The following is a 16,904-nucleotide window of genomic DNA, read 5'->3' on the forward strand; positions in this document are numbered from 1 at the left end:
GTTGTTTTGTAGTTAGTTAGTTGTGTATTGCTTTAACGCGGTGCAAATTTAGGAATTAAATTCAACTCTGAAAGCATATTTTTAAGTATTTTTTTGATTCTATGAAGAAATTTTATTTACATTTGCACCCACAAAACACAAATACCGTATTGCCCGGATGGCGGAATTGGTAGACGCGCACGACTCAAACTCGTGTTCTTAGGAGTGTGGGTTCGATTCCCACTCCGGGTACTTTAAAAAAACCTAAAACATTAAAAAACAATGTTTTAGGTTTTTTTTATTGTTTTTTTATTGTTTTTTAATCCATTAGATGTTTACAAAAAAAGGAGAGCAAATTGCTCTCCTTTTTTTGTAAATAAAATGTAACTTACTTCACAATCAAGAATTCACTTCTTCTGTTTTGAGCGTGTTGTTCTTCTGTGCAGTTGTCTCCACAGTCTACTTTTAGCTCTAATTCTCCCATTCCTTTGCCTGAGATTCTACTAGCATCTATTCCTTTTGAAATAATATACTGTACCGTAGATTTTGCTCTTCTATCAGATAGGCTTAAGTTATATTTGTCACTTCCTCTGTTATCGGTATGTGATTTTGCCAAGATAACTAACTTATCATTGTTTTTCATCACTTGAACTAGTTTGTCTAACTCAAATGCACCTTCTTGGGTAATGTTACTCTTATCGTACTCGAAGTAGATTGGTTTCAACACTATCTCGGTTGGGGTTACAATTACATCGATTGGTTGTAATGCGGCTTCCACTTTGGTAGTTGGTCCTTTGCCTTTGGCTACTGCAAAAGTGTTGCTCTCAAATCCGTCTTTGGCTGCTTGAACTACATACGGCTTGTCACATTCTACTCTGTATTTTACTTCTCCATTCGCATTGGACGTTTCAGTAGCGATTACGTTTCTCTTGTCGTCTAAAATCGATACTCTTGCGCCGCTTAGTATTGCGCCTGTTTTAGCATTGGTTACTACTGTAACAATGTCAACACCACATACTGGTATTGCTCCAAAGATGTCGTCGTTTCCATTTCTATTACTAGCTAAGAATCCTACGTTCTTTTTGCTGTTGAATGAAAATGAAAAATCGTCTTTCTCTGAGTTGATTGGTTTACCCATATTAGTTGCTTCGCCTGCGTTTAAGTCGATTTCAAAAACATCTAATCCGCCTAATCCTTGTCTTCCATTGGATGAAAAGTATAGGGTTTTGTTGTCATCGGCTATAAATGGAAAACTTTCATTGCCTTCGGTGTTTACTTTTCTTCCTAAGTTTTCTGGTGTTCCAAAGCTTCCGTCTTGGTTTACCGCTACTTTCCAAATATCAACACCTCCAATGCTGTTTGGCATATTAGACGAAAAATACAAGGTCTTTCCATCTCTGCTTAAACTTGGGTTGGCACATGAATATTCTTTTGAATTAAATGGTAATAGTGTGATATTTCCCCAAGTATCGCCTGTTTTAGTTGCTCTATAAATGCTGTTTCTTCCTAGTTTTAGATTGTTTTCTTTGTCTTTTTGAAAAGTGCTTTCTCTAAAACTATCACTTGAAAAATAAGCTGTATTGCCATCGGCACTGATGGTTACTGGTCCATCATGCCATTTTGAATTTAATCCGCTTACTGGCGTTGCATTGCTGATGGTTCCATCTTCATTATAATCGGCTTTATAGATATCTAAAAATGGTTCTTCTGTCCAACCATAGGTCTTTCTGGCTCCATTTCTTGCGCTGGTAAAATAAAGCGTGTTATCATACAAAACAGGTCCAAAATCCGACTTGTCGCTGCTTACTTCTGTAGTATTTACATTGTATTGCTTTGCTTTGTCTAATAATCTTGGAACATAGTTTGGATTTTCCTTAAAGGCTTTGGCTCTGGAATCGTTTGGCACTAAGCTTGCAAATTTTTGCATTTGCTTGTTGGATTCTTCGTATTTCCCATTGGCTTTTAGCATTTGGGCATAACGATAGTAGGTTTCTGAATCTTGGTTGGTTTCTACGGCTTTGGCATACCATTTAGCGGCTTCGGCTGTATTGAAAACATTGAAATAAGAATCGGCTAACTGTTTATAAACATAGCCATCTGATTTTCCTTTTTCTACCAATTTTAGATATTCTTTTGCCGCATCTACATATTCGTATCTGCCAAATAGTTTGTCGGCTACTTTGGTTTCTTTGTTTTGGGCTGTTACCGTTAGTGTTCCAACCGCAAAACTTAATGCTATATATAAATTTTTCATCTTTATTTAGTAATTTATGGGTTAGAAGAAACGTGGTGATTGCGATACTTTTTTCGATGGACTGATATCAAATAGTAACATAAACTCATGTGATGATGGTGTTACTACATTCAAATCGGATACAATATGATCGTATGCATAGCCTATTCGCAAACTTGGTGTAATGGCAAAGTTGACCATTGCACCAAAGGAATCTTGTAATCGGTAGGTTCCGCCAAGTTCTAACTTGTCATTAAATAAAAAGTTGGCTGATAAATCTACTGATGTTGGAGAATCTACCGATGATTTAATCATCGTATGTGGCTTGAATTTTAAATTCGGATTTAAATCAAACACATATCCTCCTGTTAAAAAATAATGTAGGGTTTCGGTTCCATATTGTCTTCCGTCAAAATCTAGGTATTTTGATTTTAACATATTGGGAACTGAAAAGGCTACGTAGTATTTATTAGTGTAATAAAAAACTCCTGAACCGATGTTTAAAAACGAGTTGTTTGGGTTTCCTGCACTAAATGGATCTTGTGGAACCATATCTGGTAAGGTTTGATAGATACGGTTGAAATCTATTTTATGCATCGTCAAACCAGCTTTCAATCCGAAAGCTAGTTTGTGTTCTCCGCCTAATCCTAAAGTGTAAGAGAAGTCTGCATATAAATTGGTTTCTTCTACTGGTCCAATTTTATCATTGATGGCTGATAGTCCTAATCCAACGTTTCTTCCTACTGGACTATGGATGAAAAATGTTCCTGTTGTTGGCGCATCTTCTATCTCTATCCATTGTTTTCTGTATAACAATCCACCCGAAATACTCTCTTTTGATCCTGCATACGCCGGATTCATTACGCTCATGTTATACATGTATTGCGTATAATGTGGATCTTGTTGTGCACTAACTTCCCAAAGGAAACCTAGTGTTAAAAATGCTATGAAATATAGTTTCTTCATTTTTGTTTTGTTTTACTTTAATATCCAGGTTATTGTGCTCTATTGATATAAATCCAACCTGTAACCGTTTTGGCATTATTGCGGTCGATTACATAGTAATAGGTTCCGTCTGGTAGTTCATCACCTTTGTCTGATTGTCCATACCATTCGTTACTATAATTGTTTTTTGAATAAACTTTCATGCCATAACGGTTGAAGATTTGGAGTTTCTTAACATCAAATCCTGTTAATTCAAAGTTGTCATTATAACCATCGCCATTGGCTGAAATTCCTTTTTGGATATCAAATGAACATAATGCACTCTCTACTTCTACTAGCTCTTCTGTACTACAATCGTTTTGTGTAATTACCAATTTATACGTTCCTGATGCCGTAACTACTACCGATTGACTCGTGCCTATTTGGTTGTTTGAAGCATCAAACCATGCATAACTCGGGTTTACCGAATTGCTCTCAACAGCTGCTAATGTATAATTGTTATCTATACAACCCTGAGTAATAGTAAACTCTGGTAATGGTATTACATTGATCGTTACTGTTGGAGGTATAACAGCACATTGTCCTGCATCTGGTGCAAATGAGTACTCGGTCGTTGCCGTATTGTTCAACGCTGGTGACCATACTCCTGTAACGCCTTCTATCGAAGGTGTTTGCAATGGAGCAAGCTCTTCCCCAAAACAAATAACTATGTCTATTGGATCAAATGTTGGGGTGATTGCAGCATTGATAACCACATTAACAGTTGCTGATGTATTAGAAACTTGACACGCATTAGCATCTGCATTAACAGAATAAACAATACTGTAAGTTCCTGGATCAGACGCACCACCAAGAGAAATAACTCCTGTTGAAGAAATAACTAAACCTGTAGATGGTGTTACTGTAAATTGACCTAGAGTATTAAATCCAGAATCATAAATTGGATCTAAAGTACCTGATGTAGATTCACAAACAGTTAATGGGCTATAATTAAACCCAACCACTGGTGTTACAATTGGATTAATCGTAATATCGAAAGTTGAACTTCCGGCATCTTGACAGCTTGCAAAATCTTGCGAAACTGTGTAAACCACTCTGTGTACACCTGTAGTAGATGTTGCTAAATTAATTTCCCCTGTTGTTGGATTTATATCCAAACCTGTTGAGAATGTTAAATCCTCAGAATAAGTTCCATTTGCTCTGAAAGTAGTAACATTAACTGGACTTGGCATTGGATTAGTTGTAGCATTTTTACATACCGGAGTTACATAGCTAAACTGAGTATCAGAAGGTGCCAACGAACCCGCACCAACAACTACATCAAATGGCGCAGAAGAACATCCAGTTGCTAAATCATGAACTACAATAGTATGATTACCTGGAGCTACACCTGTAAAAGTTGTACTCGATTGTTGTGTACCATTATCTAAACTATATTCATATCCTGAAGGTGGTAAACCTTGGTAACTACCAACATTAGTATAATCCACTGGAGCTGAAGCAGTCCAATCAGCTGGATTCCATATCAAACTAGGCAATGGAGTAGCCGTATTAAGTCTTCTATATACATAACCCGCTGCAGCTGGCGTATATACAGCTCCATCGGTTCTTCCCCATAAATCAATATCAATATCTGTATTAGAAGTTAATTTAATATGGTCATTGTTGGTTACACCTCCACAAGTGGAAACTATGTTAGGAACTACTCCTCCTTGATTGGCACTTGTACCACCAATTTTAATAACAATAACCGAATTATTAGCGAGTGTTCCAGTTAGTGGAAACTCACACAGATTGACACCTGTTGAAGGGTTAGTACCAAAAGTAAATACCTTCAATTTATAATTTGCTAAATTTACAGTTGCTCCAGTTCCGTTATATAATTCTACATAAGTTAACGCACCTGTATTATGATCGGTAACTTCAGAAATAAATAAATCCGACAGCAAAGGCGTTCCTGTTCCTGTTGGCGAAGTTACTACAATCGTTCCCGTATCATTACATGATGCGGCATCTGTAACAGCAACAGTTGGATCTGGAACTGTGTTGATCGTAACATCAAAATTATCTTGATTTATACAGCCATTTGCAGTAGAATATACATAAACCGTTTGACTCGTTTCAACCGTGTAAGGTAACGTTATCAAATCTCCTGTTGCATCTGGTCCAGTATAATAATTTCCAACTGATAGTGTAGGTAAATCATATCCATCACAAGCCACGATATCGCCTGGAGTTACTGCACTTGGTACTGCTTTAATCACGACTGTTGCCGTAGCTGATGCTCCTGGAGGACAAGAACCTGTATCAGGCGGATTATAACTAACCGTATAAGTTCCTGGAGAACTTAAATTTGGTGTAATATCTCCATTATCTGGATTAATGTATAAACCTCCTTGAGGTTGTACAGAAAATGTACCATTAATTGCTCCTGATGTTGTAGCTGGTAAAATAGTGGTATCATTGCTACATGCGGTATTAGTAACATACTGTAATGTAGCATTTTGAATTTCCGTAATTCTAATAAAAGTGAAAGCTGTTCTTGCTGCATCACAGATATCATCTGGAATTGTTGTATTGGTAACTTGATAATAACCTGGTGCACTTGCCATAAGATCAATTACACCTGTTGCAGCATCAATGAAAACCAAACCATCAGGCTGTGCTGTGAAAGATCCTAAAACAGAACCTTCAAGTGCTGTAGCTACTGGATTTGGTTCACCTGCTACTTTACAAAAAGTATTATTATTGTTATAAGTAAAATAAGCATCTGGACAACACTCAGTCGATCCATGATTAGGATTATATGCAGGATTATCTTCTATAGCATTTGTTTGAATTAAAGATATATATCCTGACTGATTAATAAAATTAGTAATCATTAAAACATAATACTGACCTGCTTGAGCATTTACAATATTCAAGGTTTCAGTTGGAAAAATACTATAACTACAACCTGTCGTTTGAGTAACTGGAACACCAATTCCTGGAGGTATAAATGTGCCAGGTGTAGGACTTATTGTACTACACGCTGCAGCTTGTGAAGTAAATGGTCCCCAAGCGGCATAATCAACATCTAGATTTGCAGGTCCAGGTATAATATTTCCAGTAACTGGATCAAATGTAGATTCTTGCGTTGATTGATTTATTAAATAACTCAATGGACCTGTTTGTGTAACCTGAATAATAAAGAATTTAGGGTTTGGTGATGTAATCAAACACCCTATTTGTCCTAAACTAGCTACACCAGTAGTATTTTTATATGTATAATCACAAACTGTACGAGCATTTTCACAAGTAGAAGGTGTTGTAATACAAACTTTAAAACTTCCCGTTTGAGGTTGAGCGGAATTTGAATAAACTCTAATATAGTAAATATTTCCAACCACCATATCATTCACAGTGTACGAAAGTGTATTATTTGCACTTGTACCACTACATCCAACCTGGGTAAGTGTACCACAAGAACCTGAATATACTGCAAAATTCATCGTTGGTCCAACGATATCTAACAACGATACTGTCAAATATGAATTAGTAGCAACAAACTCATACCACACATCATCATCCGGCGTTCCCACACATGGCGCCGTTAGATTGGGTAAACCCGAAGCTGTTGCTCCTGTTACTATACCCGAAACAGTATCAAGACAATCTTGAGCTGAATTTACAGGCACAAATTCTGCATTAATACATTCATCATTTCCAGGTTTTGTAACAAAATTAGCTCCTACAGACCATACACTTCTATCGGTTTCTGAACAAATTGCTCTAACATAATAGGTATAGAATGTACTAGATTGCAATCCTGTAAATTGTATTGTATTTACACTAACTAAATTTAATGGATTTACAGGCAATGTTATTAGTGGCTCACTTGAACCTTGTTCCACTACAATAACTTCCCATTGTGTTGCTGGTGGTGTGTTGGTATCTGTCCAACTTAAATAAGCAGAACTTGATGTAGTACTTAACACTTGTAACGCCGTTGGCTCAAAACAAGTTGGAATATTCTCTACAATAAACTTATCTATATACAATCGGTTACCTGCTGGTGCACCACCTTGTACATGGAAAGCAATGTTAACCGTTCCTGTTATATCTGTAAGCGGAACGATAGCCTCAACATAAGTTGCATTATTATAAGTAGCTAATGGAACTAATGTTGTTGTAAAATCAGCTGGAGTTGTACTAGCAGTTGGTGACAACATTACTCTAAAAGCATTTGGCTCACCTGATGATTGTACTCTATAACGATATCTTAGTCTTTGGTTACCATTCAATCCTGATAATTGAGGAGAAATTAACCAATCGTTATTAGCATTTACACCTGTACCATTTCCTTGAGTAAGGATTGAGGCTACTTGATTTCCTTCGTACGGATTTGTAGCATAGTTCATATCCCATGCATCTTCATCTGCATTAACATTTAAAACAGTCCAACAAGCTTCTGTTAAAGAGTCAGTATTAAATCCTTCTTGGAAAGGAATTGGAATAGCAACACAAAACGTTGTAATATTTTTAATTCCAGCCCAAACACTTGAGTCTGTAGAAGAACAAACTGCTCTAACATAGAAATCATAACATGTGTTTGGATCTAAATTATCAAATGTATAAGGATTGTTTGTCGTTTCTTCCCATCCTGTAGCCGCTGCTGTTGGTGTTGGAGAACCACAAGGTAATTTTAATACTTGCCAAACTGTTGCTACTGAGTTATCAGGATTTGGATGCTGAGTCCATTCGATTTGAACAGAACTTGCAGTTAAATTAGAACTTAAAAGCGTACTAGGTTTTGTACATGTTGGTGCTGTAGCACAAAGAACATTAGCAGTCCAACCTGCATTTTGCACCGTTGCATTACTTACAAATTTAAACGTTAAACATCCACCAGGAGCTGAAGAAGTAAAAGGTCCAGGAAGAGTTGTTCCCCAGAAACCTCCTGCTAATCCACCAGGAACGTTTCCTGCTCCATTTGTACTTGCAAATTGTGGTGCCGAAGTTGAACTACCATCAAAAATATATAAAGCATCATTCAATGGTTCAACATTAAATGAAGTAAATGCAATTGTTACTAATTCTCCCGCTGGAGCACAAACTGTAAATGTTTCATCAGTATTTGCAAGATAATTTCCTGTTGGCCCACCAAAATCTACATAAGTTCCACCACAAACTGGCGGAGCAACTAATGTTGTAAATACTGTTGGATCAGATGACCAAGGACTTACACCAGAATCACACACAGCTCTAACATATACATTATAACAAGTTAATGGGTTTAGTACTATAGAACCATTTCCTAAAGTAAATGGATTATTATCTACTAGTTGCCAACCTGTTGAACTTGCTGTTGGAGCAGGAGCATTACATGGCAAAGCAATTACATGCCACTGCGTTTCTGTTCCACCATTAGTCCATTCAAGATTAACCGTGTTATGAGTAACTGTATTGAATGTAATAGCACTTGGATCTGGACAAGTTGGAATATCTTCAACAATTACATTATCAATAAATATTCTATTTCCTCCTGGCGAACCTTGTGGTACATGCCAAGCGATATTAACAGTACCCGTATAACCCGAAAGGTTTACAACTCTTTCTAAGTAATTTTCATTAGTATAAGCTGTAGTTGCAACCAATGTTTCTGTAAAATCAGCTGGAGCAATTCCACCTGGAGTAGGAGCTAACATCACTCTGAAAGAACCTTGTTGTGTAGCTGAACCTACTCTATATCTAAATTTCAATCTCTGATTTCCATTAAGAACAAATTGTGGAGAAATCAACCAATCGTTATTATTAGATCCAGTAGCAGTTGCAATTGAAGCTGACTGATTTCCTTCGAATGGAGTTGTTGCATAATTCATATCCCATGCATTAGCATCATTATTTCCATTTATAACTGTCCAACATGGCTCGGTAGTTGATGTCGTATTAAATCCTTCTTGGAAATTAGGCGTATAAGGGCTACACAATGTTCTAAAAGGAACTGGTCCAATCCATCCACTAAACGTTCCATCACCACAATCTGTTCTTACATAAACTTCGTAAGCTGTATTTGGTGTTAAAACTGTTGGTGAAGGTGAGTTTGTATTAACAGAAGTCAACGTTCCCGAAATATTGTTTGGGAAAGGTTGCCCAGCTGTTTGCACTAAAACCTCCCATGAAGATGCTGTTCCAGCTGCCCAAGAGAAATTAGCAGAAGTTTGTGTAATTCCACCAACTGTTGGTGCTGCTGGTATTGTACAAAAAGATTGTTGTATTAATAAAGTATAACCAACTGTTTGATTAAGTGCACTTGATGAAACTACAATCGTATATGTATTTCCGGCAACAACTGATACGTTTATATTTCTAACATTTGAATTTGTATTAGCCGCACCACCAGCACAAGGAACGCCTGCGCCAGGACAAGTATTATTATAAACAAAAATACTTGAGCCAGTTGCTGTCGGTGTTAATTTAATATTAATATTACCTGTTACCGTAGCAGTATAAGAATAGAACACATCATTACCAACCATATAGTTAGTTGCAGTTCCAGCACATGCTAACGGTTGCGCAATATCATAATTATCTGCATAGTTGGCCGTATTATCTGTAGTAAGATAAGTCAAACTTGTAATAGGAATTGGATCAGCACAGGTTAAACCTTTACGTAAAGTAGTAAAAGTTCCTTCCATCCAAGCACTTGAGCTATTGGCACAAACCACTCTAATATAATATTTATATTCTGTGGAAGGTAAAAGCGGTGCATTTCCTGGTAATGTCGTCGTAATAGTATAAGGCGAACCTCCAGTATAAGGTACTCCAACACCAGTTGGTGTTGCTGTAGCTGGAATAACTTCTATTTCCCAAGCTGTTGAACCAGCAGGAGAAGTCCAATTTAATTGTGCAGAAGAAGATGTAATGTTGGTTACTGGTTGTAACGTTGGATCAAAACATCTTTCTACAACTGATACATTATCTATAAACCATCTATCTCCATAAGGAGAAGCAATAGGTGCTTGTTGCATTACAAAAGCAATACGAACATTAAAAGTCTGATAATCTGACAAATCGACTGTCTTTTCTTGAAATTGACTGATAGTTGTAACCAAATCAGCATCAGTCCATTGTTGAACTAATGTATAATAAATAGGATTGGTTGGATCAGGAACGTCAGCTGGAGCAATTTTTATTTGATAAACTGTTCCTTGATTTCCAGCAAGAAAACCACGTGTCCAAAATTTTAACTGACCATTTTGAGGAATATAAACTTCTGGTGAAACCAAATAGTCTTCAACGGTTTGATTTTCTGGAAACGAAGTTTGACGATTCATATACGCCGAGTTTGTTCCTTGATAAACTTGGGTTGGTGGCGCTGTTGAAGTGGAAATTCCCCAGCGAAGTGCGGTTCCAACTCCATTGTCAAAAACCAACCAGTTTCCTGTGTCCAACGTCCAGTTCGTTGACGGAGCATCATCAGGTCCAGATGTTGACTCAAATCCTTCTACTATGGGTGTAAACTGAGAATAGCCTACAGTAGAAAAAAATATCGCCAACAAGAGAAAGGTAATTTTTTTCATAAATGAAAGTTTAGTTGTTTGATTAATATTTCTTTTTTGGGTTTTTAAAGAGGCTCAAATTTAGAAAATTTTATGAAAAAAATAAGAAAAATTTAATTTTTCTACAAAATCATTCAGTAAAAAAGGCAATAAACCCAATTATATTTACCTTTGTGGGATATTTTATAGCAATGTTAGAAAAAGAAGTTATCGTTTTTGAAAAAACTGTCCTTGTGGGTATTGTAACTCAAAACCAATCGGAAGAAAAATTGATTGAATACTTAGATGAATTAGAGTTTTTAACTTATACCGCTGGAGGTCAAGTTGTTAAAAGGTTTTTTCAAAAATTAGATCGTCCAAATCCAAAGACATTTCTTGGAACCGGGAAAATGGAAGAGATTCAAGCCTTTATCAAAAGTAATTCGGTTTCGACTATTATTTTTGACGATGAACTTTCACCATCACAACAAAAAAACATTTCTAAAATTTTAGATTGCAAAGTGTTAGACAGAACTAATCTTATCTTAGATATTTTCGCACAAAGAGCCGAAACATCTTATGCAAGAACTCAAGTGGAATTAGCACAATGCCAATATCTTTTACCAAGATTATCGGGAATGTGGACTCACCTCGAAAGACAAAAAGGAGGAATTGGTCTTCGTGGTCCAGGAGAAACCGAAATCGAAACCGACAGAAGGATTGTTCGCGACCGAATTGCTTTGTTGAAAGAAAAAATCAGAACTATTGATAAGCAAATGGCCATTCAACGAAGTAATCGTGGCGCAATGGTTCGAGTAGCTTTGGTTGGTTATACTAACGTTGGAAAATCTACCATGATGAATTCCATCAGCAAAAGTGAAGTTTTTGTTGAAAATAAATTATTTGCTACATTAGACACAACGGTTAGAAAAGTGGTTATCAAAAATCTACCATTTTTATTATCTGACACAGTTGGATTCATTAGAAAACTGCCAACACAACTTATCGAATCGTTCAAAAGCACTTTAGATGAAGTTCGCGAAGCTGATTTACTATTACATGTGGTAGATATTTCGCATCCCGATTTTGAAGATCATATCGATTCGGTAAATCAAATTTTACAAGATATTAAGAGTAATGACAAACCAACCATTATGGTTTTCAATAAAATTGACGCTTATAAGCATCTAGTTATCGAAGAAGATGATTTAATGACCGAAAAAACAACTAAACATTATACACTTGAAGATTGGAAAGCCACTTGGATGAACAATGTTGGAAAAGACAATGCACTATTTATTTCGGCAGTAAACAAAGAAAACTTCGAAGAGTTTAGAGAAAAAGTATACAATGCTGTTCGAGAAATTCACATAACGAGATTTCCTTACAACAAGTTTTTATACCCAGATTATAATGATGTAATTGAAGATTAATTCCTATTGTAAATAATAGATATATCCAAAGTTAAACCAAACATTCCAGTCGTTTGCACGGTTTTCTAAATATACTTTTGGATCAGGATTTAAACCATCAACCCAGTTTGAAAAATAGTATTGCACACGCAAATCAACCATCAAATCAGATAGTTCAGTAAGTTTGTATCTAGTACCAATACTTGAAACAATAGACCAAACGGTTCCACCTTGATTTGTAGTGGCATTATAGTATTTTATGGGAGTAGAAATTGGAGAATCTAATGGTCCAAGTGTAGAATAAGCCTCTGGATCATAAAAACTAAATTGTCCTCCAAGACTAATAAATGGTGCCCAAGAACCAATAGTTGCCGTAAAATCTCTAATACTCAAAGGAAAATACTCCAACTGCATACCTATATTAGTAACCGCAGTACTTCCTCGCATTCCTCTAAGTTGATTTGCAATCAAAGATGTTTTACTCTTATCAACCCATTTACCAAAATGTTGTAACTCGGTTTTATTGTACGAAAGCTCACTTCTCAATTTAAAGTGATCGTTAAAATAAGTTTCTGGCGTGTAACAATTACATTCTGCTTTATATGAAAAATTCAAATAGTGAATTAATCCAATTCCATATCCGGTATTCCCTGAATTTGTTTTAAAATCACCTCGAACACCATAGTCCGATTGGAAAGCAACTGGTCCAGCAATCACTCCAACTTCATGAGAAAAACCAAATTGTGCTATCATGTTACTAGGCAAAACTAACAAGCAAATTAGTCCTGTAAAATATCTGAGCTTTTGCATAACTTTTATTTCAATTCCTGACAAATATATAAAAACATCATTCAGTTGAAAAAAAAATCAGCGATAAGTTGTGTTAAATTACGTTTAACTGCACTATTAGTCAACTCCATAAAATATATTTTAAAAAAACAATCCCATATTTTAATAAAATGTATATTTGCGCATGTTTTACGAAAACGTTTTCATAAAAAATTTTAAATCAAAAATTTATGTCAAATAGTGTTAACACTTTTTTAGAATCAGTAGCTAAAAGAAACGCAAATGAACCTGAATTTATGCAGGCAGTTAAAGAAGTTGCAGAAACTGTAATTCCTTTTATTGAAGAAAATAAAAAATACCAAAACAAAATGCTTTTGGAAAGAATGGTTGAACCAGAAAGAGTTATCATGTTCCGTGTTACTTGGATTGATGATGCTGGTAAAACTCAAGTAAACAGAGGTTACAGAATTCAAATGAACTCTGCAATTGGACCATACAAAGGTGGAATTCGTTTTCATCCATCGGTTAATTTAAGTATTTTGAAATTTTTGGCTTTTGAGCAAACATTCAAAAACAGCTTAACTACTTTGCCAATGGGCGGAGGAAAAGGTGGAGCAGATTTTGATCCAAAAGGAAAATCAGACAACGAAATTATGAAATTCTGCCAATCATTCATGACAGAACTTTCTAAACATATTGGTGCAGATACTGATGTTCCTGCTGGAGATATTGGTGTTGGTGGACGCGAAGTTGGCTACATGTTTGGTCAATACAAAAGATTAAGAAACGAATTTACAGGTGTTTTAACTGGAAAAGGAATCACTTTTGGAGGTTCATTAATTCGTCCAGAAGCTACAGGATATGGCGATGTGTATTTTGCACAAAGTATGTTAGCTACTAAAGGCGATAGCTTTACAGGAAAAACAGTAGTAGTTTCGGGTTCAGGAAACGTAGCTCAATATGCAACACAAAAAGCTACTCAATTAGGTGGAAAAGTAGTAACAATGTCAGATTCATCAGGATATATTTATGATGCTGACGGAATTGATGCTGAAAAATTAGCCTATATAATGGAAATCAAAAACGTAAACTACGGAAGAATTTCTGATTATATAACAAAATATCCAAATGCAACTTTCGTAGCAGGAAAACGTCCATGGGAAGTAAAATGTGACGTAGCATTACCATGTGCAACTCAAAACGAATTAAACGAAGAAGAAGCAAAAACTTTAGTAGCAAACGGATGTATTTGTGTAGCTGAAGGTGCAAACATGCCTTCAACTCCAGAAGCAATGCACGTTTTCCAAAATGCTAAAATTCTTTTCGCTCCAGGAAAAGCTTCAAATGCTGGTGGTGTTGCAACTTCAGGTCTTGAAATGTCTCAAAACTCTCTACGTCTAAGCTGGACTTCTGAAGAAGTTGACGAAAGACTAAAAGGAATTATGGCAAATATTCACGCGGCTTGTGTAAAATATGGTAAAGATTCTACAGGATATATTGACTATGTAAAAGGAGCAAATATTGCTGGTTTCGTTAAAGTTGCCGATGCAATGCTTGCACAAGGAATAGTTTAAAAAAACATACCAACCAAAACTATTAAAATGCCTTCAAGTTATTTGGAGGCATTTTTTTTACTTTCAAAAATATTAAAAACCTATTTTTTACGTTTATACTATATTTGTAACTAAAATTGCTTGATGAAAAAAATTATATACATATTCGTTTTTCTGCTATCATCCATTGGGTTTTCTCAAGCCAACCTTCAGTGGAAAGGTTATTTCTCCTATAACGAGATTAAAGACATTTCAGAATCTCCTTCAAAAATAACCGCTGCAGGAGAAAATGCTTTGTTTTCAAAAAACTTAGCCACAAATACTATCAAAACCACCAATACTGTTGACGGTTTATCGGGCGAAACCATTACCGCTATCTATTTTAGCCAAGATGCAAAAAAAACTATCATTGGTTATGAAAGCGGATTAATGATTGTAGTAAACGACATCGATGGAAGTGTTACCAATGTAGTAGATATTGTCAATAAATCAATTCCAAATAATATTAAACGAATAAATCACTTCATGGAACATCAAGGAATCATTTATATTTCTTGCGATTTCGGAATTGTACAATACAATATCAACACTTTAGAATTTGGCGACACTTATTTTATTGGTCCAAATGGTCAAGAAATAAGAATATATCAAACCACCGTTCTAAACAACGAAATTTATGCTGTTTCTCAATTCTTTGGAATTAAAAAAGCGTCTCTAAGCAATCCTAATTTGATCGATTTTGCGCAATGGCAAACCTTTGACTCAGGATCATGGAATGGTATCGTAACAATAAATAACCAACTTATTTGTCAAAACCTAAATAACGGTTTGTACAGACATAATGGAACAAATTTTCAACAAATTATAATTCTTCCGCAAGCTGGAATAGATTTAAGGGTTTTTAACGACAAAATAATTGTAACTTCTCAAAACCATGTTTATGTATTCAATACAAATTTTATTCAAGAAACACATATTCAAAGTAACCAAATAAACATAGAAAACTTATCGTTTACCTGTGCAACTTTTATCAATAACTACATATACATTGGAACAAACAACACTGGAATTATTAGCATAAATGCATCATCAACCAGCGATATGGAAGTGATAATGCCAAAAGGTCCAAAGCGAAATTACATTTTTGCCCTAAAAAGTAGTCCAACCAATCTTTGGATTTCTTATGGTGGTTATGATGTTGAATACAATCCCAATACTTTTTTTCAATTTAGCCCAACACGATTTGATATTAGCAAAATGACTTCTACCGAATGGAAACACATCCCATTTGCCGATTTACTAAATGCAAAATCAATGACCAAAATAACTATTGATCCAAACGATGAAAATATAGTCTATTTTCATTCCTATTATGATGGTTTACTCAAAATTGAAAATGATGTTCCAACAACAATTTACAACGAAACTAACAGTACTTTAAATGCAATAGTTCCAAATTCTGGAGTCAACCTTCGTATTGGCGATTCTGATTTTGATAGAAGCAGAAATCTTTGGGTACTCAACAGTCGTGTTCCAAATGGTCTACATGTCTTAAAAAACAATGGTCAATGGCAACAATACAATATGAGTTCTATTCTAACAGCAATAGGTAATAATGACATCTCTGAAATAAAAGTAGATAGAAATGGGACAAAATGGATGGCAACCAACAAAAATGGTGTTATTGCATTCAACGAAAACACCAACGTTTTCAAGAAAATAACCGAAGGTGTTGACACTGGAAATCTTCCTTCAACTGAAGTAAAAGCCTTAGCAATCGACAACCGAAACCAAGTTTGGATAGGAACAACAAAAGGTCTTAGAGTACTTTCTAGTACAAGTGCTTACAATTCTGAAAACCAAATGAAAGCCAATGCTATAATTATCTTGGAAGAAGATTTAGCACAAGAACTACTTTATGAACAAGTAATTACCGATATTGTTGTTGATGGTTCCAACAGAAAATGGATTTCAACAGTAGATTCTGGTGTTTTTCTATTTTCTGCCAATGGTCAAGAAACCATTTATCATTTCACCAAAGACAATTCACCGCTGCCAAGCAACATGGTTGGTGATGTAGAAATTAATGAAACCACAGGCGAAATCTTTTTTGCAACAGATAAAGGAATGGTTTCGTTTCAAGGAACAGCAACAAGACCAGCCGATGATTTAAGAAATGTATATGTATATCCAAATCCAGTTCGTCCAGGATTTATTGGAACTGTAAAAATTGCTGGATTACTATCAAAAGCCAATATAAAAATCACTGATATCGAAGGAAATCTAGTTTACGAAACCACTTCCGAAGGCGGAACAATCGAATGGGATACAACTGCTTTTGGAAAATACAAAGTCGCTTCGGGCGTTTATATGATTTTTATTTCAGCCGAAGACGGTTCAGAAACTACAGTTAAAAAAGTAATGATAATCAGGTAAATTACGAATTATTAATTACGAATTCCAACTCGTAATT

Annotated in this window: 7 protein-coding genes and 1 tRNA gene; 4 read left to right on the forward strand and 4 right to left on the reverse strand. The window is 35.5% G+C overall.

Annotated elements, in window-relative coordinates; genetic code table 11:
* Nucleotides 1–151: 151 nt before the first annotated feature.
* Nucleotides 152–231, forward strand: a tRNA-Leu gene (locus tag G6042_RS05550).
* Between the two features lie 136 nt (nucleotides 232–367).
* Here the strand turns inward: G6042_RS05550 and G6042_RS05555 are convergent.
* The 3 genes from G6042_RS05555 to G6042_RS05565 are packed head-to-tail and all read right to left on the reverse strand — an operon-like array spanning nucleotide 368 to nucleotide 10,719.
* The gene (locus G6042_RS05555; RefSeq protein ID WP_169523315.1) at nucleotides 368–2,233 is read right to left on the reverse strand and encodes an OmpA family protein; all 1,866 of its coding nucleotides are present in this window, start codon (nucleotides 2,231–2,233) and stop codon (nucleotides 368–370) included.
* A 21-nt stretch (nucleotides 2,234–2,254) separates the two neighbouring features.
* On the reverse strand, nucleotides 2,255–3,178 hold the full coding sequence (locus G6042_RS05560) for a PorP/SprF family type IX secretion system membrane protein (RefSeq protein WP_169523316.1): 924 nt from the start codon (nucleotides 3,176–3,178) through the stop codon (nucleotides 2,255–2,257).
* A 29-nt stretch (nucleotides 3,179–3,207) separates the two neighbouring features.
* Nucleotides 3,208–10,719 carry a choice-of-anchor J domain-containing protein gene (locus tag G6042_RS05565; RefSeq protein ID WP_169523317.1) on the reverse strand — a complete coding sequence of 2,504 codons (7,512 nt, stop codon included), beginning with the start codon at nucleotides 10,717–10,719 and terminating at the stop codon, nucleotides 3,208–3,210.
* 170 nt (nucleotides 10,720–10,889) lie between these two features.
* Between G6042_RS05565 and hflX the strand changes: the two genes are divergently transcribed.
* A complete protein-coding gene (gene hflX / locus G6042_RS05570) occupies nucleotides 10,890–12,110 on the forward strand; it encodes a GTPase HflX (RefSeq protein ID WP_169523405.1) in 1,221 nt (406 codons plus the stop codon).
* 3 nt (nucleotides 12,111–12,113) lie between these two features.
* Here the strand turns inward: hflX and G6042_RS05575 are convergent, their stop codons facing one another.
* Nucleotides 12,114–12,899, reverse strand: a complete 786-nt coding sequence (locus G6042_RS05575) for a THC0290_0291 family protein (protein ID WP_169523318.1) — start codon at nucleotides 12,897–12,899, stop codon at nucleotides 12,114–12,116.
* A gap of 209 nt (nucleotides 12,900–13,108) precedes the next feature.
* Between G6042_RS05575 and gdhA the strand changes: the two genes are divergently transcribed.
* Together gdhA and porZ are read left to right on the forward strand one after the other, a co-directional pair.
* Nucleotides 13,109–14,452: an NADP-specific glutamate dehydrogenase gene (gene gdhA / locus G6042_RS05580; protein ID WP_169523319.1), complete on the forward strand. Its 1,344-nt coding sequence runs from the start codon at nucleotides 13,109–13,111 to the stop codon at nucleotides 14,450–14,452.
* 123 nt (nucleotides 14,453–14,575) lie between these two features.
* The gene (gene porZ, locus G6042_RS05585) at nucleotides 14,576–16,867 is read left to right on the forward strand and encodes a type IX secretion system anionic LPS delivery protein PorZ (RefSeq protein WP_169523320.1); all 2,292 of its coding nucleotides are present in this window, start codon (nucleotides 14,576–14,578) and stop codon (nucleotides 16,865–16,867) included.
* The last annotated feature ends 37 nt before the right edge of the window (nucleotides 16,868–16,904 follow it).

Source organism: Flavobacterium solisilvae, assembly GCF_012911605.1.
Classification (GTDB): domain Bacteria; phylum Bacteroidota; class Bacteroidia; order Flavobacteriales; family Flavobacteriaceae; genus Flavobacterium; species Flavobacterium solisilvae.